Genomic DNA, 24,979 nt, shown 5'->3' on the forward strand with positions numbered 1-24,979 from the left:
AAATCTATGAGCTACAAACAAAGCAATGGCGGCTGGCCCAGCAAAACCGGTAATCCTTCCGGCGGCGGCCGCCGCAACAACCCGCCAGCATCAAAGCAAGGAAATGGCGGCGGCTGGCCCAGCACAACAGGCAATCCATCCGGCGGCGGCCGCAGCAATAATCCGCCAAAAGCAAAATAGGTTTGCCAGCGCATCCATGAATAGCCCTGAAAGGGGCGTTCATGGCGCGACGCAAATTCATTTTGCGAGGTAAATCAGGCAATGGCATCAAGCGGCCGTAGCTGCTTGATGCCATTTTTTGTCCAGTATTCAAATGACTGCGCCGCCCATGCGCTTGCATTGGGCGCACCCATGTATTCAGACGAATAATTTGGCAAATATTCGGATTGTTTTTCAAGCTGGTCATCAAGCCAGGTCAGGGTTCTCAAGGCAAAATAAACCCTGCGCGCTTCCCGGGCCAGAAAGAAAAGACAATTTAGCAAATCGCCTTGCACTTTCTCACGCAAGAAAAAAAGAATTTCCATAACCTTTTCTTCATCCGGGAAATATCTGTCGGCGTAATAGGCTCCCAGACTGGATAAATTAATCTTGTTTCCGCTTTTTTCAGAAATATATTCATGCAGATCCTGCTGCGACTTTGATTTGCATGCCTTTTGCAAGGCCTTCATCCATTTGGACGCCAATTTGATGGTTCCACTCCTTCCTGTTGCCATGAACGAGGCTGGCCCCATACCCAAGTCATTTCTCGCCATCTGCCATAGGGGATGTGAAGCCGCTCTTTCAGCTGCCAGTGATATTTGCAGCTCAAAAAATGGAACCGGCAATGCTCCCAAAGCTTGCGCCTTGTTTTTTGCTTCCCCAAGTTTTTCCAGCGAGTCATGTCGCCAATAGATGGATGCATCAGGCTGGTTTCGTATTTCTGCCGCCGTTTCGGCATATCGCTCCTGATGAAACAATGCCTCGGCCCGCCGCATCGAGTGCTCTATGCACCTGTACCGGCGCCAAGTTTCATTAAACTCATTCAAGGGAAGTCCTGCCGTCCCCGCCTGCCAATGACTGAAAGCGTCCGCCTGGATGGCAGCTGTCTGGTCACCCTGCATGGCCTTTTCGAGAATATTGAGAATCTCCACATTTGCGCCAGGATATTCATTTTCGACATGCTCTTTTACCTTGGCGCAAAATTCAGCGACCTTCCTCTTGAAATAAGGCGTTTCCATGGGATAATGCCTGTCGATATTCCTCTGGAACGTTTCAAAACCCATTTCTTTCACGCATTCGCTATACGCATCCAAAGTCCCGAAGGAAATTTGGCAATCCAGTTCAAGCGTGGGGATGAATAATGATGTGGTCTTGAATGGCTTGGGTCTGCCTTTCAGTGGGCGGGGGCTGGATTTTGTTGTGGCTCTTTTGCTTTCATGCAGACCGGTTGCCTGGCCTTCGATTTCACCTGGCGCGCTGCCATTGCGTTCGCAATAGGAAAAGACTGAATTCGCTATCAATGTCTTGTTTTCTGGCATGGTGAATCAATATGGATGTCCGTGCAGGTGCGCCCAAAATCTTATGGATTTGTATTCTTCTTGCAGAAAAAACCGTATCCATCCTCAATACCCCAGCGCCTTCGGCAGCCACAGCGACACGGCGGGCACGAAGGTGCACAGCAGCAGCACGGCCAGCATGAACAGCGCCAGGGCGAAGGCCCAGCGGGTGGTGGATTCCATGGAGGCATTGGCCAGCTTGCAGGTCACCACCAGGTTCAGGCCCACGGGCGGGTGAAACTGGCCGAGGGCGATGTTGAGCGTCATCAGCACGCCGAACCACACCGGGTCCCAGCCGAAGTGGGCCATGATGGGCAGAAACAGCGGCAGGAAGATGAAGAAGATGGAAATGCCGTCGATGAACATGCCCGCCAGCAGCAAGATGACGTTGATGGCCAGCAGCATCGCGGTTTCAGACGAAACCGAGCGCACCAGAAAGGCCGCCATGTGCTCGAAGGTGCCCAGCGCGTTGCTCGCCACGGCAAACACCGAGGCCAGCGCCAGGATGGTGAGGATGACGGCGGAAACTTCGCACGACTCCACCAGCACTTCATAAATGGCGCGCCAGTTGAGCGACTTGTAAACCAGCACGCCCACCAGCAGCCCGTAGGTGACGGCCAGCACGGCCGCTTCCGTGGGCGTGACCACACCGGTGCGCAGGCTGCCCAGAATGATGACGGGCGCCATCAGCGCCCAGATGGCTTCGCGCAGGCTTTTCCAGAACGGCGGGCGGGGCAGGTCCTGCTCATTGCCCAGCCGCCCCGCGCGCGCCAGCCACACCGCGCCGGCCATCAGCGCCACGCCTGCCAGCACGCCCGGCAGCAGGCCGGCGGCAAAAAGCGCGGGCACGCCAGCGGCGGGCACCAGCATGCTGTAGATGACAAAAGCAATGGAAGGCGGAATGAGAATGTCGGTGGAAGCGCCCGCCGCCACCACCGAGGCCGCGTAGCCGCGCGGGTAGCCCGCCCGCAGCATTTGCGGAATCATGACCGCCCCCACGGCGGATGAGGCGGCGGGGCCGGAGCCGGAAATGCCGCCCAGCACCATCGCCACCAAAATGGTGGTCACGGCCAGCCCGCCCCGGCGCGGGCCGACGATGGCCGAAGCCAGCCGCACCATCGAGCCAGCGATGCCCGCGCGCTCGAAAATGATGCCCGCCAGCACGAACATCGGAATGGCCAGCAGCGGGTATTTGGAGACGCTGCTGTACACGTTCAGCGGCACCGAAGACAGCCCCAGGTCGGCCAGCGCCACCACCGCCGTGCCCGCCAGCCCCAGCGTCACCGCCAGCGGCACGCCAGCGGCCAGCAGGCCCACAAAGAGCGCGAACAGCATGATGCTGAGCGTGTCGTAATCCAGATTCATCGGTCAGCCTTTGCAGCCGCCCGGCTGGGCGGCATGGGTTTCATATCAGAAAGAGGAGCAAATTCATGCGGGCTAGAAATAGGTTCTGCGCTTATTCATCTAAGACCTGCAGCTATTGATTCAGGAGCTGATTTGGCGCTTTCTCCATTGTTCTTTCCATCCGCTTCATCCCATCACGGCCTCGTCATCGTCGTCTGCGTTGTCATCGGCGCGCGGCGGCAGGAAAAACTCGTAGGGATACACCACCTGCTCGCCGGGCCGCGGCTCCTGCGTGGCCGCCAGAATGGCCTGCGCAATGGCCCCGGCGGACATGGGGCGGTACTTGTCGTACTTGCCCGGCAGCAGGCGGCCAAACAGGCCAAAGGCGGCAATGCCCAGCAGCTCCGTCCAGCGAAAGTCCTGGCGCTGCGCGTCAATCAGCGGCGCGCGCGCAATCACCAGGCTGCGAAAACCGGCCGCCCGCACCGCCTTTTCAGCCTTGGCCTTGGCGCGCAGGTAAAAGTGTTTGGAGTTGCGGCTGGCGTCGGGCGCGGAAACCAGCACGAAGCAGCGCGCGCCCGCCTTGCGGCCCCATTGGGCCAGCGCCTTGGGGTATTCCACATCCACTTGCAAAAAGGCTTCCTCGCTGCCCGCCTGCTTCAGCGTCGTGCCCAGGGCGCAGTAAATGTCATGCACCTGCTCGGGCGGCAGCGCGTCTATGTGGTCGAAGTCGATTTCTTCAACAAACAGCTTGGCGTGGCGGTAATTCAGCGGCTTGCGCACCCAGGCAATCACCCGCCCGTAATCGGGCCGCATCTCGCACATCTGCCGCACCAGCTCGCGGCCCACGGCCCCCGTGGCGCCCACGACCAGAGCAGTTTTGGGAATGGATTCCATATTCACAGCCTCCTTGAGCTGGCGCCGAGCTTAGAGCAGGTTTCCAAAACCTTGGCCGCGCGCGGCAGCGCATCAGGATGGGCGCAAGGCGCGCAGGCGAGCCCAAACGCTGACCCAAAGCTGGCGGCTTTCGCGCGCTGGCGCCCGCTGCCGCTCACTTGTTGGCGTGGTAGGGGGCGAAAACCAGGCTGGCTTCGCTGCCGCCTGCTTGCTTGAGCCAGTCTATGGCGTAGCGCTCGCCAAAGCGGTCGAAAAAAAGCTTCAGGCCGGGGGGCGCGGCCAGCACTTCCATGCCATTGCGCTGCAGGGTTTGCAGGGCTTGCCGGGACTGGTTTTCGCTTTGCGTCCAGCCGCTGTCTTCAGCGGCGCGGGCGGCTTGGAGCACGAGGTTTTTCAGGGCCTCATCCAGCGCGTTGAAGGCCCGGGCGCTGACGAAAACCAGCGTTTTGGGGTAGTAGGCCCGCAGGTCGTAGAAGTATTTGAAGCGCCGCCAGGCGCTCATCTCAACGCCTGTGGCGCCGGAAGTCAGCATGAGGTCCACGCCGCCGCTTTGCAGCGCCTGCTCCAGGGCGGGGCCGCTGGGCAAATCCAGCGCTTGCGCGCCCGCGTATTGGGCAAGCGAGTCGGTGGTCAGGTTATAGGTGCGCATGCGCAGGCCGCGCAAGTCGGCGCCGGTGTTCAAGGGGCTGACGGCATACAGCCCCTGGCCGGGCCAGGGCACGGCGTAAAGCAGCTTCAGGCCACGGGCCGCGAAGTCTTTCTCAAGCACGGGCTTTTGGTATTTCCACAGACGGCGGGCGTCCTGGGGCGAGGCCGTGAGAAAGGGCTGGCTGTCAATGCCCGCAATGGGAAATTCGGCGCTCATGGCGCTGCCCAGCACCTGGCCGCCGGTGATGGCGCCTTCGCCCGTGGCCTGGCGAATGTCGGCCATGCTGTGGGGCTGGCCCAGCGCCTGCACTTGCACCTGAAGGCGGCCCTGGCTGCTTTCGCTCAGGCGGGCGGCAAATTGCCGGAGGTTGTCGGTCATGAAAACGCCGGGGCCGTAGCCAGCGGCGAGCGTCCACTGAATGGCAGACGGGGGCGCAGCGGCCCGCGCGAGGCGGACCCCAGGCAGCCCCGGCAGGGCCAGGGCCAAAGCGCCTGCCAGCAGCGCGCGGCGGGCGGGCGCATGGGGCGCGGCACGGAAGGTGTTGGGGGTGATTCGGGGGGTGGCCGGCATGATGTGTCTCCTGTGTGCGCGCAGCCGCCTCTGCGGGCGGCTTGCAGCGCGCTTGAAGATTAGCTATCGCGCCGGTGAAATCAATCACGGATTCCACGAACGGCCAGCGCAGGCGCGCGCTGGCGCGGCTTTCACGCCCACTGCACCACGTCTTGCAGGCGCTGGCGCGTCTTGGGCTGCGGGGCGTTCAGGCGGTAGCCAAAGGCGGCCATCACGCTCAGCTTGAACTGGGCCGGGTCATACAGGCCGCGCCCGGCCAGTGCGCTGTTCATGGCCTCCAGCGGAAAGCCTTCGATGGCGGTGGAATCCACGCCAATCATGGCCGCCGCCGTGAGCATGTTGCCCAGGGCGATGTAGGTTTGCTTGCAGGCCCAGTCGTAAAAAGCGCGCGGGTGGCCGGCCAGCTCAAAGTCTTTCTCGCTGAAATTGCGGAAAAAGCGCAGGCGCATCTGCACCGCCTCTTCTGGCAAATGCTGCACTTCGCGCATGAAGCGCGGCAAATAGTCGCCATCGGGCGAGAGCATGGCGGGCTGGCGCGCGAGGATGACGACAAAGTGGCTGCACTCCATGACCTTTTCGCGCGCGCCCCAGGCCATGTCGCGGATGAGCGCGCGCGTTTGCGGCTCTTGCACGACCACAAAGCGCCAAGGCTCCAGGCCAAAGGAGCTGGGCGACAGCCGCCCCGTTTCCAGAATGAAGCGGAAATCGTCGTCGCTGATCTTGCGGGCCGGGTCATACGCCTTGCAGGCGTGGCGAAACTGGTAGGCATCCAGAATGGCTTGCTTGTCCAGCATGGGAGGCTCCTTTCAAAAGAAGAGTGGCAGGGAAAAGCGGCATTGTGCGGCTGACTGGCCGCCATCAGCGCCCATGAACGCTCCTGCTGGCGCCGCCCTGCCCGGGTCGCTTGAGAACTTGCTCCTGGCCCCGCCTCGAAAAGCAGGCTGGCGAGCTATTTCCGCTACTTTATCAATAGCGTGATGTCCTAGTGGAGATTGCGCAAGGCGGCATTTATGGCCCCCTGAATTCGCTCCTGTTTCTGATGCTCTCTGGCAGGCGGCATCCGTTCAAATCGCCCGCAAGCCCGCCCGGAGCCGCGCTTTTGGCGCCCACGGGCAAGCGCTGAACAGGCTCACAGGCCCAACAATCGGCCCTTCACGCCAATCAGCTTGGCTTGTTCAACGAAAGGAGCTTTCCCTTGTCTCAGTGGTACTTCATCCAGCCCGGCCAAAGCGAGCGCCTGGGGCCGTTTGACGCCGACCAGGCCTTCGCTTATGTGCGCCAGCACCCGGCCGCCCTGTGCTGGCGGCAGGGCCTCTCGGGCTGGCAGCCCGCCCGCGCCATGCCCGAATTCGCCGAAGCCTTTGAAAGCGGCCTGCCGCAAGACATGCCGCCCATTCCGCTGCCCGAGCAGCTGGCGCGCATGCAAAGCGACAACATCGACTACCGCATCGTGGGCAACGACATGCCCTTCGTGGAGGTGGAGCTGGACCCCGGCGAAAGCGCCGTGGCCGAAGCCGGAGCCATGATGTACAAGGACGCCGCCATTGAAATGGGCACCGTCTTCGGCGACGGCTCCCGGCAGGAAGGCGGCCTGATGAACAAGCTGCTGTCCGCCGGGCGGCGCATCGTCACGGGCGAGAGCCTGTTCACCACCGTCTTCACCCACCAGGGGCGCGGCAAGGCGCGCGTGGCCTTTGCCGCCCCCTACCCCGGCACCGTGCTGCCGCTGCGGCTGGCCGAGCACGGCGGCTGCATCATCTGCCAGAAAGACAGCTTTCTGGCGGGCGCGCGCGGCGTGCGGCTGGGCGTGTTTTTGCAAAAACGCATCCTCACAGGCCTGTTCGGCGGCGAAGGCTTCATCATGCAAAAGATTGAAGGCGACGGCTGGGTCTTCGTGCACGCGGGCGGCACGCTGGTCGAGCGCGATCTGGCCGCAGGCGAGCGCATTGACGTGGACACCGGCTGCGTCGTCGCCTTCCACCCCGGCGTGAGCATGGACGTGCGCGCCGCCGGCGGCATCAAGAGCATGCTGTTCGCTGGCGAAGGCATGTTTCTGGCAACGCTGACCGGCCCCGGCAAAGTCTGGCTGCAATCGCTGCCCTTCTCGCGCATGGCGGGCCGCATGCTGGCCGCCGCCCCGCAGACGGGCGGCAGGGACGTGGGCGAAGGCTCCGTGCTCGGCGGCCTGGGCCGCCTGCTGGATGGCGACAACAGGTTCTGAAAACCTCAGGCCACCCGCCGCGCGGAAAGCCGCTTTCCCAAGCCGTTGCCGCAGCCCTGGCGCAAAGCGTGCCAAGACTGCGGCGTTATTTCGCTCCTCTATTCATAGCATGATGTCCTAGTGAAAAGAGCGCAGGACGGCATTTTCAACCCCTCATATTTGCTTCTGTTTTTGATGTTCTCCGGCGGGCGGGCAGGCTGGCCTGCCCGCCGGGAGCAAGGGGCGCGGCGCAGGGCGCTAATGCGCCGTGGCGCCCGCCGCGCCCAGGCCGGTTTCGGAGCGCACCTGCTGCGCCTCGAAGGCCTGATGCTCTTCACGCGCGCGGGCGCTGCCGTCCAGCACTGAAAACAGCCAGACGCCGATAAAGCCCAGGCTCATGCTGAACAGCGCGGGCGACGAGTAGGGAAACAGCGCCGAGCCGGGCGGGTTGCCCAGCACGTTCTCCCACACCGAGGGCGAGACGACGGTGAGCGCCACCGACGAGATCAGGCCCAGAAAGCCCCCGGCCACCGCGCCGCGCGTGGTGCAGCCGCGCCATATCACCGACAGCAGCAGCACCGGAAAGTTGGCCGAGGCGGCAATGGCAAAGGCCAGCGCCACCATGAAGGCCACGTTCTGCCCTTCAAACGAAATGCCCAGCAGCACGGCGATCACGCCCAGCACGCCCGTGGTGATGCGCGTGACGCGCAGCTCGTCTGCCACGCGGGCTTTGCCGCCCTTGAACACCGTGGCGTACAAGTCATGCGACACCGCCGTGGCGCCCGAAAGCGTCAGCCCCGCCACCACGGCCAAAATGGTGGCAAAAGCCACGGCTGAAATAAAGCCGTAGAACATATTGCCGCCCACGCTTTTGGCCACCAGCACCGCCGCCATGTTGGATGCGCCCGCGCCGCCGTGAATCATGCCGGTTTCGGTATTGGCCATTTCAGGATTGGTCAAAACCAGGGTAATGGCGCCAAAGCCGATGATGAAAATCAGAATGAAGAAATAAGCCACCCAGGTTGTGGCCCAGAGCACGCTTTTGCGCGCCTCTTTGGCATTGGGCACGGTGAAAAAGCGCATCAAAACATGCGGCAGCCCCATCGTGCCAAACATGAGCGCCATGCCGAAACTGATGGCCGATACGGGGTCTTTAATGAATCCGCCCGGCCCCATAATGGCCAGCCCGGCTTTTTGCGCCGATTCGGGCGTGGCGCCCGGCAATCGCGAGGCAATATCCGTGCGCACGCGCACGGCATCGGCAAAAAGCGCTTCGGGGTTGAAACCGTATTTCAGCATGATCATGAAGGCCATGAAACTCACGCCCGCCAGCAGCATGACGGCCTTGATGATTTGCACCCAGGTGGTCGCCGTCATGCCGCCGAAAAACACATAAACCATCATCAGCGTGCCCACCAGCACCACGGCAATCCAGTAATCCAGCCCGAAAAGCAGTTTGATCAGCTGGCCCGCGCCCACCATTTGCGCAATCAGATAAAACGCCACCACCACCAGCGTGCTGCTGGCGGCAAAGGCGCGGAAAGGCCCCTGCCTGAAGCGGTAGCCCGCCACATCGGCAAACGTGAAGCGCCCCAGGTTGCGCAGCCGCTCGGCCAGCAAAAAGGTCATGATGGGCCAGCCCACCAGAAAGCCGGTGGAATAAATCAGCCCGTCATAGCCCGAACTCATCACGGCAGCCGAAACGCCCAGAAAGGCGGCGGCGGACATGTAATCGCCCGCAATGGCCAGCCCGTTTTGAAAGCCAGTGATACCGCCGCCTGCGGTGTAGAAGTCAGACGCCGAGCGCGTGCGCTTGGCCGCCCATTTGGTGATGCCCAGCGTGGCCAGCACAAACACCATGAACATGATGATGGCCGTCCAGTTGGTGGCCTGCTTGGCCGTCTCGCCCACATCGCCAGCCGCATGGGCCGCGCCTGCGGCAAGAAAAGCCAGCGAAAAAGCCAGCGCGGCAAAAACAAAATGAATAATGGAATGGGTGAAAAACCGGTTTTTCATTTTGCGCCCTCCTCCTGGCTTTCACGAATGATTTCCTGCGTGAGCCGGTCAAACTCGCCATTGGCGCGGCGCACGTACAGGCCGGTGATGGCGACGGAAAAAACAATCACGGCCAGACCCAGCGGAATGCCAATGCTCATGACGCCGCTGCCAATGGGGCGCGATAAAAATGGCTTGTCAAATGCAATCAGGCAGATATAGCCGTAAAAAACGATCAGCATCAGAATACTGAGCGTCCAGCCGTAGCGGCTGCGCGTGCGCTTGAGCTTCTGATATTTGGGGCTGCGGCTGATGTGCGCGGTCATGGAATCATTCATCGCGTGTCTCCTGGTCTCATGGACGAAACGCGCGGGCGCTCATGTGCATTCATCAGCCCGCGCCAAACCATTCTAGAAATCCGCAAGGCTGGCGGAATCCATGAAAACGCGGGGAAGGGAAAATACCGGGCGGGTAATTACCGGAAGGGTAAACACCGGGCGGGTAAACACGGGCGGGTTTATACGAATAGAAAAGGCGCAAACGGCGCTCCGCTTGGTGAAAACCCTGAAAAATATGCGCGCTGCGGGCGCGCAGGGCGAATGCCATCGCCGCTCGCCCAAGGCCGGCCGCCAAAGCGGCCCTTCCTGGACGCCCTCCTAAAATTCGCCGTTTTTCCTTCGCAAGAACCGACTGCCGCCATGACCCAAGCCGATCACGCCAATGCCGCGCCCGCCCGCGAACAGCCGCAAGATGAAAACAAACTCATTGCCGAGCGCCGCGAAAAGCTCAAGGCCCTGCGCGAGCGCCAGGCCGCTGGCGGCGCGGTGGCTTTTCCCAACGATTTCAAGCCGAAGGACCGCGCAGCCGCCTTGCAGGCCGCGCATGGCGGCAAAACGGGCGATGAGCTGCAAGCGGGCGAAAAAATCAGCGCCAGCATCGCCGGCCGCCTGATGCTCAAGCGCGTGATGGGCAAAGCCAGTTTCGCCACCGTGCAAGACGCCACGGGCCGCATTCAGATTTATGTGACGCGCGAAGACGTGGGCGAAGAAGCCTATGCCGACTTCAAGCGCTGGGATTTGGGCGACATCATCGCCGCCGAAGGCCATGTTTTCAAAACCCAGAAAGGCGAGCTTTCCATTCACGCCACGCGCCTGCGCCTGCTCACCAAAAGCCTGCGCCCGCTGCCCGACAAATTCCACGGCATGCAGGATCAGGAGCTGAAATACCGCCAGCGCTACGTCGATCTCATCATGGACGAAAGCGCCCGCCAGCGCTTTGCCCTGCGCAGCCGCGCGCTGGGCGTGCTGCGCGAATTCATGGTCAATGAAGGCTTCATGGAAGTGGAAACGCCCATGCTGCACCCCATTCCGGGCGGCGCCAACGCCAAGCCCTTCGTCACCCACCACAACGCGCTGGAGCAAGACATGTTTCTGCGCATCGCGCCCGAGCTGTATCTCAAGCGCCTGATCGTCGGCGGCTTCGAGCGCGTGTTTGAAATCAACCGGAGCTTTCGCAACGAAGGCGTCAGCGTGCGGCACAACCCCGAATTCACCATGATGGAGTCTTACGCCGCCTACTGGAACTATCTGGACCAGATGGACTGCGCCGAGCGCCTGTTCCGCACCCTCGCGCAGCGGCTGCTGGGCACGCTGCAACTGACTTACCAGGGCCGCAGCGTGGACTTGAGCCAGCCCTTTGCCCGCATGACCATCCGCGAAGCGCTGCACGCGCACACCGACATTGGCGCGCACGTGGATGACGCCGCCGCGCTCATCTCGCGCCTGAAAAAGCTGGGCCTGAGCGAAGAAAAAGACCAGCTTTCCCGGCGCAGCCTGCCCGCGCTGCAAGTGATGTACTTTGAAGAAGCCGTGGAGTCCGAGCTGTGGCAGCCCACCTTCATCATGGAGCACCCCACCGAAATCAGCCCCCTGGCCCGCGCCAACGACGCGCGCCCCGAAGTGACCGAGCGCTTCGAGCTGTACATCACCGGCCGCGAAATGGCCAATGGCTTCAGCGAACTCAACGACGCCGAAGACCAGGCCGCACGCTTTCAGCAGCAAGCCAGCGCCAAAGACGCGGGCGACGACGAAGCCATGTATTACGACGCCGATTACGTGCGCGCCCTCGAATACGGCATGCCTCCCACGGGCGGCATTGGCGTGGGCATAGACCGCACCATGATGCTGCTGACCGACAGCCCCAGCATCCGCGACGTCATCCTCTTTCCCGCCCTGCGGCGCGAGGCGTGAGCGGCCGCGAGCCGTGTTGTTCAGGGGCCGGGCTTGAGTCTGGCTTGAAACGAGCCGTCAGGGCCTGTTTTCGCTTCTCTTTTCATAGCACGAGGTCCTGACGAAATGGGCGCAAAGGCAGTTTTTCGTGGCTTGAATTTGCTCCTTTTTCAAATGCCGCCTGGCAGCCCCAGCTGAACGGGCTTGCCAAAGCCGCAAACCGGCATGCAGCGCCAGCGGCTATTGACCATCAGCGCCTGCCGCCCTCCTCTGAAAAAAGCGCCGCAGGCATGGCGGCGGGCCAGGCACAAAGACCTGATGCTCTTGAAACAAGAGCGAATTCAAGGGGACAAAAAAGCCTGAAGTCCTGATGGAATCTGCGCAGGCCGCTATTGTTTGAATAGCGAAAGGCAGCCATCCGGGCCGCCTGCCTGTTCCACGTGGGTGGTCTTGGCGCACAGGCACAAAAAAACCGCCTCAAGGCGGTTTTTTGCTTTTGCCGGCAGCGCACCCGTTTCAAACGGCAGGCGGAGGCTTGATGCGCCCGCCCGGGCTGTGTTGGGAAAGAAAAGCTCAGGCTGCTGCTGCTTGGGACAGCGCCTTGACCTTGGCAGACAGGCGGCTCTTGTCGCGGGCGGCCTTGTTCTTGTGGAAGATGCCCTTGTCGGCCACGGTGTCCACCACCGATTGCATGAGGGCGAAGGCGGCCTTGGCCTTGTCCAGATCGCCTGCGGCCACGGCCTTGTCCACGTTTTTCACGGCGGTGCGGTACTTGGAGCGCAGCGAGGTGTTGGCGGCGTTGATTTTGGTGTTCTGGCGCACGCGCTTGCGGCCGGAGGCCAGGCGCGGGTTCTTCTTTTTGGGTTTGGCTGATGCCATGTGTATGTTCCTTGAAGGTTTGTGGATGTTGCTGGCAAAGCGGCGGATTATAGGTTGATGCGTCTGAACACGAAGTCAGGCAGGCAGCGCACGATGAGCATGATGAGCGCCCATTTGCCCGGCGCGTAAACCACCGCCCTGCCCCGGTCGATGCCGCGCACGATGCAGCGGGCCACTTCTTCAGGCGCGGCCATTGAGGCGCGGCCAGTGCCGGTTTTCAGGTGCGCCGTCATGGGCGTGTCGGTGGGGCCGGGCTTGATGAGCACGGCGCGCACGGGGCTTTTTTGCAGCGCCAGGCGGTGTTGCAGGCCCTGCATGTAGCGGGCAACCAGGCCCTTGGCCGCGCCATAGACGTAGTTGGACTTGCGCCCGCGATCGCCCGCCACGGAGCCGATGACGGCCAGCGTGCCGCGCCCGGCCTGCTGCATGGCGTTGGCCAGCGCTTCGGCGTAGAGCGCGGGGGCCACGCCGTTGATCCATTGCGCGTCGGCATTGGCTTGCAGGTTTTGCTCGCAGGCAGCCTGGTCGGGCAGCAGGCCGAAGGCCACGAGCGCCACATCAGGCGGCGCGGGCGTTTGCAGGCTGGCCACGCATTGGGCGATGGCGGCAACGCTGGTGAGATCGGCCTGGGCGCGCGTGGCGATTTCGGACGCCGGGCTGCGCGCTTTCAGGTCGGCGGCGATGCGGCGCAGTTTTTCTTCGTCGCGGCCTATCAGGGTCAGCGTGAGAGGTTCGCGCTCAACCCACAGGCGCGCGCAGTGTTCGGCGATGGCGGAGGTGGCGCCGATGATGGCGATGTGTTTGCGGCTCATGAGGATGCGTTTTCAAAAAAATGTCCCGGGCGCTTATTGAGTGCTCGTCAGGCGCCCATCAGGCGGCGCGAGAGGGACGAGCTGATGCCCGGATCGCGGTAGGGCAGAAATTCCTGCAACCGGGGGTAGGCGGCCTCGAAATATTTGCGAGGCCAGCGCGCGTCTTTGGCCAGGTAGATGCGGCCGCCCGCTTCATGAACGATGGCGTCCAGCCGCTCGAAAAGCGCCAGCGTGGACGCCCCCCGGTTGGGAAAGTCCAGCGCCAGCGTGATGCCGGGCATGGCAAAGCCCAGCATGCCCGCCGAGGGCGTGTCGCCCATCGTCTTGAGCACGGCCAGAAACGAGCCTTGGCCCGATGCGCCTATGGCGTCCAGCATGGCCTGCACCGCTTCGGCCCCGCCCGCGTGCGGCACGACGCACTGGTATTGGTAAAAGCCGCGCGGGCCGTAGAAGCGGTTCCAGTCCTGAATGTGATCGAGCGGGTAGAGAAAAGGCTCGTAATAGGCCAGCCCCCGGCCCGCCTTCAGCCGGTGGGCGTGGTAGTAGGCCAGGTTGAACAGGCGCAGCGACAAGGGGTTGATGAGCGAAAACGGCGGCGTCAGCGGCATGCGCCAGCGCCGCTGGCGCGCAGCGGGCCGCCGCACGGCTTCTTTCACCAGGTTGCCGCGCATGAAGATGCCCCGCGTGCTGCCGTGGCGACGCAGGCAGTCGATCCACGAAACGGTGTGCGCCCAGCCTTGCTGCCCGGTTTCGGCGTTGATCGCCAGAAATTCCGCCAGGCTGTCAAAGGGCTGCACGTCCACCTCAAACCAGGGGCTTTGAATGCGTTCGAGCTGCAACTGCGCCTGCGTGATCACGCCCGTCAGCCCCAGGCCGCCTACCGTGGCGGCAAACCAGTCTGCTTGTCCGCCTTGGGGCGCGGCGTCAATCACCTGCCCGTCGGTGCGCGCCAGGCGCAGGCTGCGCACGTGCTGGCCGAAGCTGCCCGCGCTGTGGTGGCTTTTGCCGTGCACGTCATTGGCGATGGCCCCGCCCACCGTCACCATTTGCGTGCCGGGCGAAACGGGCAGCATCCAGCCGCGCTGGATGGCCAGGCGCTGCACGTCGCGCAGCAGCGCGCCGGCTTCGCAGGTGAGCACGCCTTCGTTTTCGTCAAAGCGGATGAAGCGGTCCAGCCCTCGCGTGGCCCACAGCGTGCCGCCGGGGTTCAGCGCCACATCGCCATAGCTGCGCCCCGCGCCATATGCAATGCCAGGCCGGCCCGCTTGCAGCTGCGCCAGCAGCGCCGGGCCATCGGCCTGCGTGAGCGCCTGCCAGTCGTGCGCATCGCGCGTCAGGCGGCCCCAGCTTTCAACGGGCATTTTCGGCATGGCGTTTCCTTTTCATTTTGAAAAAAAGCGGGCGGTTTTCACGCCGGCTGCCGCACAAAAACGAATTTTTTATCCAGGTGATATTTGGCGGCATAACCGATTCCCAGGCCAATCACGCCGCCCAGATAACGCATGAAATCATCCCTGAACAGAATTTCAAAGAGCCATTCCGCGCCCCAGAAAACCAGCGTTGTCAAAATGCCCATCAGGGAATAAAGCATGAACAGGCGGCTGTCATGCGCGGCATTTTCCGGCTTGAAGCAGAAGATGTAGCGCTTGTCCAGCGCATATTTCACGGCCAGCCCGGCCAGTGTGCCCGCCATGATGGAAGCCGCTACGGTATCCAGCGGCCGGGGAGCGAATCGCAGCCATAGCGCCTGGGAGGCAATATTGACCGCCGTCGCCGCCAGGGCGAACAAGGCATAAAGCAGTGCAATGCGCATGAAGTAAAGTGTGAAAAACCTTTTGTTTCCCTGAAAACCATCATGAATCGTAATGGCCCGGCCGCTTCCGCCGCGCGCTGCGCTGCCGGGCTGATCCGGCTGATGCGTCCCCGGCAGTGGATCAAGAACGGCTTCGTGCTGGCTCCGCTGCTGTTCACGGGGCAGTTCTGGCAGGCTGACCGCGCGGGCCAGGCGCTGCTGGCCGCGCTGCTGTTTTGCCTGGCGTCTTCAGCGGTTTACATCGTCAATGACTGGCGCGATGCGGAGCGCGACCGGCAGCATCCCGTCAAACGGCACGAGCGCCCCCTGGCGTCGGGCGCCGTGACGCCGCGCATGGCGCTGGCGCTGCTGCTGGCGCTGGGCGCGCTGCTGGCTGCGGGCGCGTGGATGCAGCCGGGCGTCATGGCCGTCATCGGCATCTACCTGGCGCTGAACCTGGCCTACAGCTTCGGCCTCAAGCATCAGCCGGTGATCGACATCTTCATCGTCGCCAGCGGCTTCGTGCTGCGCGCGCTGGCGGGCGCGGTGGCGCTGGAGGTCAAGCTGTCTTCCTGGATGTTCGTCACCACGCTGTGCCTGGCCCTGTACATGGCCGCCATCAAACGCAGGCAGGAGCTGGCGCGCTCGGGCGACAAGGGGCGGCAGGTGCTGCAACGCTATTCGCTGCCGCTGATTGAGCGCTATGCCGAAATGTCCGCCACGGGCGCGCTGGTGTTCTACAGCCTCTACGTCATGTCGGCCCATCCGGAGCTGATCGTGAGCATTCCGCTGGTGCTCTTCGGACTGTTCCGCTACTGGTACGTGGTGGAGATGAAAAAAGGCGGCGAATCGCCCACGGACGTGCTGCTGTCCGACTGGCAGCTGATGGCCGCCGTGCTCGCCTGGCTGCTCTTGTGCGCATGGAGGCTGGCGGGGTCATGAAAACCTGGAGCTACCTGCTGGCCCCGTTTGCCGCCTGGCTGGCGGCGGGCTGCCTGAAATTCGCCATCAACAGCCTGCGCGCGGGCAAGCCGGCCTTCGGGCTGATTGGCTACGGCGGCATGCCCAGCAACCACAGCGCCATCGTCAGCAGCATGGCCGCGCTGACGGCCCTGCGCGAGGGGCTGGACAGCGCGGCCTTCGGCGTGGCGCTCACGCTGGCCTTCATCGTCATGCTCGACGCCGCCAGCCTGCGCCGCCAGGTGGGCCGCCACGCGCAGGCGCTGAACGAGCTGCGGCCTGAAGAAAAGGCCCGTCTGCGCGAGCGCATGGGGCACACGCCCTTTGAAATCGCAGGCGGCATCGCGGTAGGCTGCGCCGTGGCCTGGCTGCTGCGCTGACCAGCGCCCGGCTGCACCGCAGGCAGGCCCGCGACAATCGGCACGGCAGCCTGGGCCTGGCATCTGCCGTGCCGGTCCGGGCCACAGCGCAGCCCTCCGTCCGTCACCGTCATCCGATTCCATGAAACGCCCAACCCGCGCGGCCGCAGCGCCGCAGCCCTGCTGGCGCCGCCTCTTGCAAACCGCATCCGAAAAAGGAGCAAATTCAGGCGCCTTGAAAAGGCCGTTCCCGCTTATTTCACGGGGAGATCATGCTATGGATCAAGGAGCGAAATACGCCCCTGCTTTTCTGCCTGCCCGCCCAGCATGAGCCTGTTCAAATCCGCCTCCACCGTTTCCCTGCTCACGCTGGCCTCGCGCGTCACGGGGCTGCTGCGCGACTGGCTCATGGCCTCGGCCTTTGGCGTCAGCGGCCTGACCGACGCCTTCAACGTGGCCTTTCGCATTCCCAATCTGCTGCGGCGGCTGTTTGGCGAAGGCGCGTTCAGCCAGGCTTTCGTGCCCGTGCTGGCCGCCAGCAAGGAGCGCGATGGCATCGAGGCCACGCGGCATCTGATTGACGCCGTGGCCACCGCACTGGCCTGGGCGCTGGCGGCCACCTGCCTGGCGGGCATGCTGGCCGCGCCGCTGCTGGTGCTGCTGCTGGCCAGCGGGCTGGATGCGGCCAGTTTTGAGGCCGCCGTGCGCATGACGCGCTGGATGTTCCCCTACATCGGCTGCATGTCGCTGGTGGCCCTGTCGGCGGGCATTCTGAATACGTGGAAGCGCTTTGCCGTGCCCGCCGTGACGCCCGTGCTGCTGAACCTTTGCATGATTGCCGCCGCCTGGCTGGGCGCGCCGCTTTTCGCGCGGCTGGGGCTGGAGCCGATTTACGCCATGGCCGCCGGCGTCATGCTGGGCGGCGCATTGCAGCTGGCGGTGCAAGTGCCTGCGCTGCGCCGCCTGGGGCTGCTGCCGCGCATTGCCTTGAGCTGGCAGCGCCTGCGCGCCGCCTGGGCCGACGCGGGCGTGCGCCAGGTGCTCTCGCTCATGCTGCCCGCCTTGCTGGGCGTGGGCGTGGCGCAGCTTTCGCTGCTCATCAACACGCAAATTGCCTCGCACCTGGCCAAAGGCAGCGTCACCTGGGTGTGGTATGCCGACCGGCTGATGGAATTTCCCACCGCCTTGCTGGGCGTGGCGCTGGGCGTGGTGCTCACCCCGCAGCTCACGGCCGCGCGCGCCAGCGGCGACGAGGCGGCCTACTCGGCCATGCTGGACTGGGGCCTGCGCCTGGTGGTGCTGCTGGGCCTGCCGTGCGCGGCGGCGCTGCTGGTTTTTGGCACGCCGCTGATTGCCACGCTCTTTCACTACGGCCAGTTCAGCGCGGGCGACGTGCAGCGCGTGGCGCTGGCGCTGGCCGGCTACGGCGCGGGTCTGGTGGGCCTGGTGGCCGTGAAGGTGCTGGCCCCCGGCTACTACGCCAGCCTGGACATTCGCACGCCCGTGAAGATTGCCGTGGCCGTGCTGGCGTTCACCCAGTGCCTGAACCTGCTGCTGGTGCCGCACTTGCAGCATGCGGCACTCACGCTTTCCATCGCCCTGGGCGCGCTGGTCAATGCCGCCTGGCTGCTGCGGGGCCTGCGCCGCCGTGGCAGCTACCGCCCGCAGCCCGGCTGGCGTTTGTTTGCCTTGCAGGTGCTGGCCGCCACGCTGCTGATGGCTGCCTTTTTGCTCTGGGGCAGCCGCCATTTCGACTGGATCGCCCTGCGCGCCGCGCCCTTGCAGCGCGTGGCCCTGCTGGCGGGGCTGATGGCGGCGGCTGGCGGCATCTACTTTGGCGCGCTCGCCGCAGGCGGCGTGCGCCTGCGGCAGCTGGCGCGGCGCTGAGAACGAACCCCAAGCCTGTCCGTGGCAGACGAATGGAGCCAATGGAGCGGGCCTTGCAGCCTGGCTCCATCCGCCATGCTGCATCAAAAACAAGAGCTAATTTGAAGGTTGGAAAACGGCTTTTGCGCCCATTGCACTAGGACCTCACGCTATGAATCGAGGAGCAAACATCCCCTCGCATTCAGCAAGGCTGCAAGGCATGGCGCAGCCCGTGCGTCCAAGGCTGGCTCGCCGCCATGCCTTGCCCTGGCTCCTTTCGGCTCCACGGGCAGGCGGGCTGGCGGCTAGATGCCCTGCCCTGAATGCCCGCCCGAGGTCTGGCGGAGGCTATTTCCTGGCCTTCGCCTTGGCGGGCGCTGCCGCTTTGGTTTTGGCCGCAGACGCTTTGCCCGCCGGTGCCTTGGCGGGCGCTTTGCCCGCGCCAGCCTTGGCCTTGCCTGGCGCCACCGTCACTTTGACCCGGCCTTTGCCGGCCTGGGCGGCGGCGGCGCGTCTGGCGCTGGCCTTGCTGCGGGGGGCGGCCTTGGGCTTGCCCGCGCGCATGGGCAGGTAGAGGGTGATGCTCTGGCCCGCCTTCAGGCTGGCAGTGGCGCTGGTTTTGTTCCAGCCGGCCACGGTGCCAGGCGGCAGGTCGTAGCGGCGGGCGATGCGGTCGATGGTGTCGCCCTTGCGCGCGCGCAGCACGGTTTTGCGCAGCACGACTTCGGGCGTGAAGGCCACGCGGGCGTTGTTGACGATGCTGGCGCTGACGGCCAGCGCCTGGCCCTTGCCGCGCGGCGCGAGCAGGGCTGCGCCGGCGCTGACTTTCACATGCGGCGGAATGTGGTTGAGCGTGCGGAAGGCGTCTTCGCTCATGCCCACTTCGCGCGCGGCTTCGGCCACGCTCATGGTGCGCGGGGCGACCCACACGGTGTGGCTGGCCAGCGGGGCCTTGGGGTCCATGGCCGCCAGGTTTTGCTTGAAGGTGGCGGCGTTTTCCCAGGGCAGCAGGATGTGTTCGGCGGCCTGGGCGAAGATGACGGAGCGCTTCATGCCAGGGTTGAGGGCGCGCAGATCGTCCAGCCGCACGCCGGCCAGCTCGGCGGCCAGGGCCACGTCGATGTCGCGGGTGATGGTGACGGTGTCGAAGAAGGGGTGGTTGCCAATGTCGGGCAGCGAGGCGTCGAACTTGCCGGGGTCGGCAATGATGTTTTTGACGGCTTGCAGCTTGGGCACGTAGTTGCGGGTTTCGTCGGGCATGCGCAGGTCTTCGTAGCGCAGGCCCAGGCCCGCCTTGCGGTTGCGCTCCAGCGCGTTGGCCACGTTGCCCGGCCCCCAGTTGTAGGCGGCCAGAGCCAGGTGCCAGTCGCCGAATTTGTCGTGCAGCTGTTGCAGGTAGTCCAGTGCGGCGTTGGTGGAGGCGATGATGTCGCGCCGGTCATCGCGCAAGGCGTTTTGGCGCAGCTCGAAATGGGTGCCCGTGGCAGGCATGAACTGCCACAGCCCGGCAGCCTTGGCGCTGGAGACGGCCTGCGGGTTGAAGGCCGATTCGATGTAAGGCAGCAGCGCCAGCTCGGAAGGCATGCCGCGCATCTCGGCTTCTTCGACGATGTGAAAGAGATACATGCGCGAGCGCTCGACCATGCGCTGGATGTAGTCGGGCCGGCCCGCGTACCACTGCTCTTGCTTGCGCACCAGGTCATTGCTCAGATCGGGCATGGCGAAGTTGCCGCGCACGCGCTCCCAGATGTCCGCCGGGGCGTTCAGGGGCGTGACGGGGCGGCCCTGCATGTCGCGCACCGTCAGCGGCGACATGGGCACGTAAGGGCGGATGCCCGCGCCGGGGCCGGTGGGCGAAGGGCGTATCTGCGCCTGCGGGCCTTCTTCTTCAGCGGCTGGCGAGGCGGCCGGGCGGGCGTCGGTGGATGCGGCAGCGTCAGCCGGTTCAGACGCCGGGGGCGTGGCAGGCCGGGTGGCGCAGCCCGCCAGAAAAACGGCGGCAGCCAGCGCCAGCGCCTGCAAAGTGCGTTGGGTGGTCATGAGAAACGGTTCTTCCATTCACGAAGGGCGGCAAAAACGGCCACGGCATCCGCAGCCTCGCCGCTGGCAGAGCCTGCGCCAGACACGGCGGGCGCAGGCACGGGCGCGCGGCGCGCGGCGCTCGCAACTTGCGGCACGCGGCAGCGCAGAAAAGGATTGATGGCTTTTTCCTGCCCAATGGTGCTGGGCAGCGTGGGCCGGCCCGCTTCGCGCAGCGCCTGGCAGCGCGCCTGCCAATGTGCAAGTTGCGCGTTGTCAGGCTCCACGGCGCGGGCAAAGTGCAAATTGGCCAGCGTGTATTCGTGGCCGCAGCACACGCGGGTGTCATCGGGCAGCGCAGCCAGCGCGTCGAGCGAGGCGAGCATTTGCGCGGGCGTGCCTTCAAACACGCGGCCGCAGCCGCCTGAAAACAGCGCGTCGCCGCAAAACAGCAGCGGCGCGCTGACGCCATTGGCTTCTACCCGCTCGCAAAAGTAGGCCACGTGCGTGGCCGTGTGCCCCGGCACGGCCAGCACCTGCCATTGCAAGCCCAGCAGCGGCACGGCATCGCCGCCCTGCACCACGGTCAAGGGCGCGGGTGTGGGCGAGGGCAGCAAAACCTGCGCAGGGCCGAACACCGGCGCGCCCGTAGCTGCATGCAGCGCGGCTGCGCCGCCCGTGTGATCGGCGTGGTGGTGCGTCAATAGAATGCCCGCCAGCGTCAGGCGGCCATTGGCGGGCGCGGCCGGTGCAGCCAGCGCGCGCAGCACCGGGGCGCTGTCGCCGGGGTCCACCGCCAGCGCCTGGCGGCCATCGTGCAGCAGCCAGACGTAGTTGTCGTTCAGGGCGGGCAGGGCAAGCAATTCCATGAGCCAAAAATTATCCATGAGGGGCCGGCGCGCCTGCCCGCAGAAGCGGCCGGCCACCGGCAAGGCGGCCGCCCATCATCAAAAAGAAGAGCGAATTCAGGAGCCTTGAAAAGCCGTCTGCGCCCATTCCACCAAGACATCATGCTATGAAACGAGGAGCGAATTTACACCCCTTTCAAGGCGGAATGCAGCCAGCGCATGGGGCGCTGCGATGATGGCCGCGTCCGATTGGTTCCGCACCCCGCCCGGCCAGGCCCTGCTGCGCTGGGAGCAGGCGCAGTTCGACGCCGCCGTGGCCGATGTTTTCGGCTACCACGCCCTGCAACTGGGCCTGCCTGCAATCGACGCCCTGGCCGCCAACCGCATGCCCCACCGCTGGCTGGCCCTGCCCGATGCAGCCGGTACGGCCCAGGCTGCTCAAGCCGCCGCCCAGGCTGCGCCCGCCGGGCGCATTCTGCTGGCCGCCAGCCCCGCCGCGCTGCCTTTTGCCGAAGGCAGCCTCGATCTGATCGCCCTGCCGCACACACTGGAGCTGTGCGGCGACCCCCACGCCGCCCTGCGCGAAGCGCACCGCGCGCTGATGCATGAGGGGCGCCTCGTCATCACCGGCCTGGTGCCCTGGCGCGCGCGCCTGTGGCAGCGCCTGCACGGCGGCGGCCCGCTGTATCTGCCGCCAGGGCATGAATTCATCGCCCCGCAGCGCCTGCGCGACTGGCTGCGCCTGCTCGGCTTCGAGCTGTGCGAACAGCGCTACGGCAACGACAGCGGCTTGCCGCCGGGCGCTGGCTGGCTGCGCCAGCTGGCCGCGCGCCTGGCGCGCGCTGGCGCGACGGGCTGGCCCATCACCCGCGCGGCCTGGTGCATCAGCGCCATCAAGCGCGCCCACGGCATGCGCCTGATTGGCGCGGCCTGGAAAACGCCCGCCGCCCGCCTGGCCCCCGTACCCGCCGCCAGCCGCGCGGCCAACCCGCCCGCCCGGCACCAGCGCGGACAATCCGCGCCCCGCTCCCAGAAAGGTCAATGAGCTTTGGACACCGTAGAGATCTACACCGACGGCGCCTGCAAAGGCAACCCCGGCCCCGGCGGCTGGGGCGCGCTGCTGCGCAGCGGCAAATATGAAAAACAGATGTGCGGCGGCGAAGCGCGCACCACGAACAACCGCATGGAGCTGCTGGCCGTCATTCAGGCCCTGGGCGCCCTCAAGCGCCCCTGCCGCGTGGACCTGTACCTCGACAGCCAGTACGTGCGCCAGGGCATCACCGAGTGGATACACGGCTGGAAAGCCAAAGGCTGGCGCACCGCCAGCGGCCAGCCCGTGAAAAACGCCGACCTCTGGCAGCGCCTGGACGCGCTGGCCGGCGGCGGCCCGCACGAGATCCGCTGGCACTGGGTCAAGGGCCACGCCGGCCACCCCGGCAACGAACGCGCCGACGCCCTCGCCAACCAGGGCGTGCCCAAGGCCGCCGCCTGATACGCCCGCTCTTTTCCGCCAGCGCAGCGGCTGATTCCATCAAAAACAGGAGCAAATCCAGGGGGGCTGAAAATGACGTTTGCGCACATTCCACTAGGACACCACGCTATCAATCAAGAAGCGTATTCCGGCCTGCGAACCAGCCTGGCGCGCTGCCCCATGCGATCCGCTTGCGCCCACGGGAGCGGGCCGTGGGCGGGCGCTCAAGAGGCCAGGTCGGCCTGGCTGGTGAAGGCGTCGGCGTAGAACTCGCTTTCGGGCAGGCGGGCGCGGGTGGTGAAGTCGTGGCGGGCGGCCCGCACCATGGCAGGAGCGCCGCAGGCATAGACCTGGTGGCCGGAGAGATCGGGGCAGTCTTGCAGCACGGCTTCATGCACGTAGCCGGTGCGGCCCTGCCAGCCGTCTTCGGACTGGGCGGCGGAGATGACAGGCACGTAGCGCAGGCCGGGCATGGCCGCTTGCTGTGCCAGCACCCATTCGTGCATGTACAGGTCTTGCGGGCGGCGGCCGCCCCAGTAGAGCGCGGCGGGGCGGGCAATGGCGTGGCGCTGCATGTGCTCGACGATGGCCTTGATGGGCGCAAAGCCCGTGCCCGAGGCCAGCAGCACGATGGGCTTTTGGGAGTCTTCGCGCAGAAAAAAGCTGCCCAGCGGGCTTTCGGCGTGCAGGATGTCTTTCACTTTCAGCCCGCCGCCAAACACCTGGTCGGTGAATTTGCCGCCCGGCAAGTGGCGGATGTGCAGATCGACGTAGCGTGCGCCGCGCTTTGGGCCAGGCGCTTCATCCTCCGCCTCTTGCGGGGCGCTGGCCATGCTGTAGCTGCGGCGGCTGCCATCGGGCAAGGTGAATTCCATGAACTGCCCGGCGCGCCAGGGCGTGGGCTGGTTGGCGGGCAGTTGCAGCCGCACGCGCATCACGTCAGGCGCGAGGCGCTCCAGCTCGGCCACACGCACGGGCATTTTGCGCGGCGGGTAGAGGCTGGCGAGCGTGACCTGACCGCACTCCAGCACCACATGGCCCAGCGCACGGGCGCGGCATGTCAGGGTGTAGCCTTGCGCGGCCTCATCGGCGGACAGGGCGCTTTCCAGATGCTCGCCCAGGGCCACCTGGCCGTAGGTGACTTTGCATTTGCACGCGCCGCAGGCGCCCTCCTGGCAGCCATAGGGCAGGCCCACGCTCTGGCGCAAGGCGGCAGCCAGCAGGGTTTCATCAGATTCGGCTTCAAAGCTGAAGCCGCCGGGTTGCACGGTAACGGAAAAGCTCATTTGGGTATCGTCGTGGGCTGTTTTGGGGAGCCTGCCTGCAATCTGCCTGTGGGCGCAAAAAGCATGAAAAGCGTGGATTCGGGCGGTTTGCGCCTTGCAGTCCATCCCGGTTTCCGCGCTTTTGCCTTTCACGGCCAGATTGCGAGCAGGCTCTGAATGAAGAAACCGCCTGCAAAAACTGCGAGGCGGTTCCGGGAGCGGATTTTGCCTGTGAACCTTTTTTTCTGCGGCGCGCGCCCCCGCGCGCTGCCCGCCCGCTTTCGCCGCGCGCGCGTGCTCATCGTCGGCTGCGGCGATGTGGGCGTGCGCGCGGCCCGCCTGCTGTTGCCGCGCGTGCGCGTGCTGGCCCTGTGCCGCAGCGCCGCCAAGGCGGCCGCCTTGCGGCAGATGGGCATCACGCCGCTGGCGGGCGACCTGGACGCGCCCGCCAGCTTGCGGCGGCTGGCCGCTTGGGCGGGGCGCGCGGGGCGCGTGCTGCACTTGGCGCCACCCGCGCCTTCATCGAATGACGGGGGTGACGCGCGCACCCTGGCGCTGGCGCGCGCCCTGCGTCGCCGCTGGCCGGCCGCGTTCATTTACGGCTCCACTTCCGGCGTTTATGGCGATGCCCAAGGCGGCTTCACGCCCGAAACCCGCCCGCTGCGCCCGCAAACCGCGCGCGCGCGCCGCCGCGCCGCCGCCGAAGCCGTGCTGCGCCCGCTGGGCGCTGCCGTGCTGCGCATTCCCGGCATCTACGCTGCCGACCGCCCCGGCGGCTCGCCCCGCGCCCGGCTGGAGCGGCGCGCGCCCGTGCTCGCCGCGCCGGATGACGTTTACACCAGCCACATTCACGCGGACGATTTGGCCCGCGCCTGCGCCCTGGCCCTGTGGCGCGCCCGCCCGCGCCGCGCCTACAACGTGTGCGACGACAGCCAGATGAAGATGGGCGACTGGTTCGACCTGGCCGCGCGCCTGTGCAGCCTGCCTTGCCCGCCGCGCATGCCCCGCACCGAGGCCGAAGCTGCGCTGCCCGCGCTGCAAATGAGCTTTCTGCGCGAATCACGCCGCCTGACCAACCAGCGCCTCAAGCGCGAGCTGCGCCTGAAGCTGCGCTACCCCACGGCGGAAAGCGGCCTGAAAGCCGCCCTGCTACTGGATTGATAGCGGCCCGCGCTGATTTCACGGGCGCTTGCGGGCGTTTGGCATGCGAGGCGGGGATGGGGCGCTTTGAGTATTGACTACGGTCGTTTTTTACTTTTTCGTTATTTGTACAGAAATACAGCATAGGAA

The 24,979-nt window shown here is 65.1% G+C and carries 22 protein-coding genes; 8 read left to right on the forward strand and 14 right to left on the reverse strand.

All coding sequences use genetic code 11. The features are described from left to right. Positions 1 to 254: 254 nt before the first annotated feature. The 5 genes from C1720_RS12770 to C1720_RS02800 form a co-directional block, all read right to left on the reverse strand. Complete coding sequence (locus C1720_RS12770; RefSeq protein ID WP_146006842.1) at positions 255 to 1,517, reverse strand: hypothetical protein; 1,263 nt, start codon at positions 1,515 to 1,517, stop codon at positions 255 to 257. 84 nt (positions 1,518 to 1,601) lie between these two features. Then, positions 1,602 to 2,900 carry a TRAP transporter large permease gene (locus C1720_RS02785; RefSeq protein WP_050715669.1) on the reverse strand — a complete coding sequence of 433 codons (1,299 nt, stop codon included), beginning with the start codon at positions 2,898 to 2,900 and terminating at the stop codon, positions 1,602 to 1,604. 165 nt (positions 2,901 to 3,065) lie between these two features. After that, on the reverse strand, positions 3,066 to 3,776 hold the full coding sequence (locus C1720_RS02790) for an NAD(P)H-binding protein (protein ID WP_102283154.1): 711 nt from the start codon (positions 3,774 to 3,776) through the stop codon (positions 3,066 to 3,068). Positions 3,777 to 3,930: 154 nt separating this feature from the next. Beyond that, the gene (locus tag C1720_RS02795; protein WP_102283155.1) at positions 3,931 to 4,995 is read right to left on the reverse strand and encodes a TRAP transporter substrate-binding protein; all 1,065 of its coding nucleotides are present in this window, start codon (positions 4,993 to 4,995) and stop codon (positions 3,931 to 3,933) included. A 131-nt stretch (positions 4,996 to 5,126) separates the two neighbouring features. Next, positions 5,127 to 5,789, reverse strand: coding sequence for an NAD(P)H-dependent oxidoreductase (locus C1720_RS02800; RefSeq protein ID WP_102283156.1), 663 nt, complete (start codon positions 5,787 to 5,789; stop codon positions 5,127 to 5,129). Positions 5,790 to 6,190: 401 nt separating this feature from the next. Between C1720_RS02800 and C1720_RS02805 the strand changes: the two genes are divergently transcribed. Further along, positions 6,191 to 7,216, forward strand: a complete 1,026-nt coding sequence (locus tag C1720_RS02805) for a TIGR00266 family protein (protein WP_102283157.1) — start codon at positions 6,191 to 6,193, stop codon at positions 7,214 to 7,216. 237 nt (positions 7,217 to 7,453) lie between these two features. Here the strand turns inward: C1720_RS02805 and C1720_RS02810 are convergent, their stop codons facing one another. Then, on the reverse strand, positions 7,454 to 9,211 hold the full coding sequence (locus tag C1720_RS02810) for a cation acetate symporter (protein ID WP_102283158.1): 1,758 nt from the start codon (positions 9,209 to 9,211) through the stop codon (positions 7,454 to 7,456). Continuing rightward, on the reverse strand, positions 9,208 to 9,528 hold the full coding sequence (locus C1720_RS02815) for a DUF485 domain-containing protein (protein WP_102283159.1): 321 nt from the start codon (positions 9,526 to 9,528) through the stop codon (positions 9,208 to 9,210). Before C1720_RS02815 ends, C1720_RS02810 begins: the two co-directional genes overlap by 4 nt. Positions 9,529 to 9,888: 360 nt before the next feature. On the opposite strand from C1720_RS02815, the gene lysS reads away from it, so the two are divergent. Continuing rightward, complete coding sequence (gene lysS / locus C1720_RS02820) at positions 9,889 to 11,439, forward strand: lysine--tRNA ligase (protein WP_102283160.1); 1,551 nt, start codon at positions 9,889 to 9,891, stop codon at positions 11,437 to 11,439. Positions 11,440 to 11,991: 552 nt separating this feature from the next. Here the strand turns inward: lysS and rpsT are convergent. The 4 genes from rpsT to C1720_RS02840 are packed head-to-tail and all read right to left on the reverse strand — an operon-like array spanning position 11,992 to position 14,922. Beyond that, positions 11,992 to 12,297: a 30S ribosomal protein S20 gene (rpsT, locus tag C1720_RS02825; RefSeq protein ID WP_050715661.1), complete on the reverse strand. Its 306-nt coding sequence runs from the start codon at positions 12,295 to 12,297 to the stop codon at positions 11,992 to 11,994. Positions 12,298 to 12,344: 47 nt separating this feature from the next. Beyond that, positions 12,345 to 13,109: an SDR family NAD(P)-dependent oxidoreductase gene (locus C1720_RS02830; RefSeq protein ID WP_102283161.1), complete on the reverse strand. Its 765-nt coding sequence runs from the start codon at positions 13,107 to 13,109 to the stop codon at positions 12,345 to 12,347. Between the two features lie 47 nt (positions 13,110 to 13,156). Further along, positions 13,157 to 14,479 (reverse strand): FAD-binding oxidoreductase, encoded by a 1,323-nt coding sequence (locus C1720_RS02835; protein WP_102283162.1) that lies wholly within the window; start codon positions 14,477 to 14,479, stop codon positions 13,157 to 13,159. Between the two features lie 38 nt (positions 14,480 to 14,517). Then, positions 14,518 to 14,922, reverse strand: coding sequence for a GtrA family protein (locus tag C1720_RS02840; RefSeq protein ID WP_102283163.1), 405 nt, complete (start codon positions 14,920 to 14,922; stop codon positions 14,518 to 14,520). A 42-nt stretch (positions 14,923 to 14,964) separates the two neighbouring features. On the opposite strand from C1720_RS02840, the gene C1720_RS02845 reads away from it, so the two are divergent. The 3 genes from C1720_RS02845 (at position 14,965) to murJ (ending at position 18,107) form a co-directional block, all read left to right on the forward strand. Next, positions 14,965 to 15,843 (forward strand): decaprenyl-phosphate phosphoribosyltransferase, encoded by an 879-nt coding sequence (locus tag C1720_RS02845; protein WP_102283164.1) that lies wholly within the window; start codon positions 14,965 to 14,967, stop codon positions 15,841 to 15,843. Further along, positions 15,840 to 16,241, forward strand: coding sequence for a divergent PAP2 family protein (locus C1720_RS02850; RefSeq protein ID WP_050715656.1), 402 nt, complete (start codon positions 15,840 to 15,842; stop codon positions 16,239 to 16,241). The genes C1720_RS02845 and C1720_RS02850 overlap by 4 nt, the downstream gene beginning before the upstream one ends. A 306-nt stretch (positions 16,242 to 16,547) precedes the next feature. Then, the gene (murJ, locus tag C1720_RS02855) at positions 16,548 to 18,107 is read left to right on the forward strand and encodes a murein biosynthesis integral membrane protein MurJ (RefSeq protein ID WP_102283165.1); all 1,560 of its coding nucleotides are present in this window, start codon (positions 16,548 to 16,550) and stop codon (positions 18,105 to 18,107) included. 327 nt (positions 18,108 to 18,434) lie between these two features. On the opposite strand, the gene C1720_RS02860 is transcribed toward murJ, so the two are convergent. Both C1720_RS02860 and gloB read right to left on the reverse strand, forming a co-directional pair. Continuing rightward, positions 18,435 to 20,126: a transglycosylase SLT domain-containing protein gene (locus C1720_RS02860; RefSeq protein WP_102283166.1), complete on the reverse strand. Its 1,692-nt coding sequence runs from the start codon at positions 20,124 to 20,126 to the stop codon at positions 18,435 to 18,437. After that, positions 20,123 to 20,974 (reverse strand): hydroxyacylglutathione hydrolase, encoded by an 852-nt coding sequence (gene gloB, locus C1720_RS02865; protein WP_102284462.1) that lies wholly within the window; start codon positions 20,972 to 20,974, stop codon positions 20,123 to 20,125. Before gloB ends, C1720_RS02860 begins: the two co-directional genes overlap by 4 nt. 214 nt (positions 20,975 to 21,188) lie before the next feature. On the opposite strand from gloB, the gene C1720_RS02870 reads away from it, so the two are divergent. Together C1720_RS02870 and rnhA are read left to right on the forward strand one after the other, a co-directional pair. Continuing rightward, on the forward strand, positions 21,189 to 21,998 hold the full coding sequence (locus C1720_RS02870) for a class I SAM-dependent methyltransferase (RefSeq protein WP_369406058.1): 810 nt from the start codon (positions 21,189 to 21,191) through the stop codon (positions 21,996 to 21,998). A gap of 3 nt (positions 21,999 to 22,001) precedes the next feature. After that, the gene (gene rnhA, locus C1720_RS02875; RefSeq protein WP_050715653.1) at positions 22,002 to 22,445 is read left to right on the forward strand and encodes a ribonuclease HI; all 444 of its coding nucleotides are present in this window, start codon (positions 22,002 to 22,004) and stop codon (positions 22,443 to 22,445) included. Positions 22,446 to 22,648: 203 nt separating this feature from the next. Here the strand turns inward: rnhA and C1720_RS02880 are convergent, their stop codons facing one another. Next, complete coding sequence (locus C1720_RS02880; protein WP_102284463.1) at positions 22,649 to 23,710, reverse strand: CDP-6-deoxy-delta-3,4-glucoseen reductase; 1,062 nt, start codon at positions 23,708 to 23,710, stop codon at positions 22,649 to 22,651. Between the two features lie 204 nt (positions 23,711 to 23,914). Between C1720_RS02880 and C1720_RS02885 the strand changes: the two genes are divergently transcribed. After that, a complete protein-coding gene (locus tag C1720_RS02885; RefSeq protein ID WP_439650728.1) occupies positions 23,915 to 24,850 on the forward strand; it encodes an NAD-dependent epimerase/dehydratase family protein in 936 nt (311 codons plus the stop codon). Positions 24,851 to 24,979: the final 129 nt, after the last annotated feature.

Source organism: Ottowia massiliensis, assembly GCF_900240305.1.
GTDB classification, from domain to species: Bacteria; Pseudomonadota; Gammaproteobacteria; order Burkholderiales; family Burkholderiaceae_C; genus Ottowia; species Ottowia massiliensis.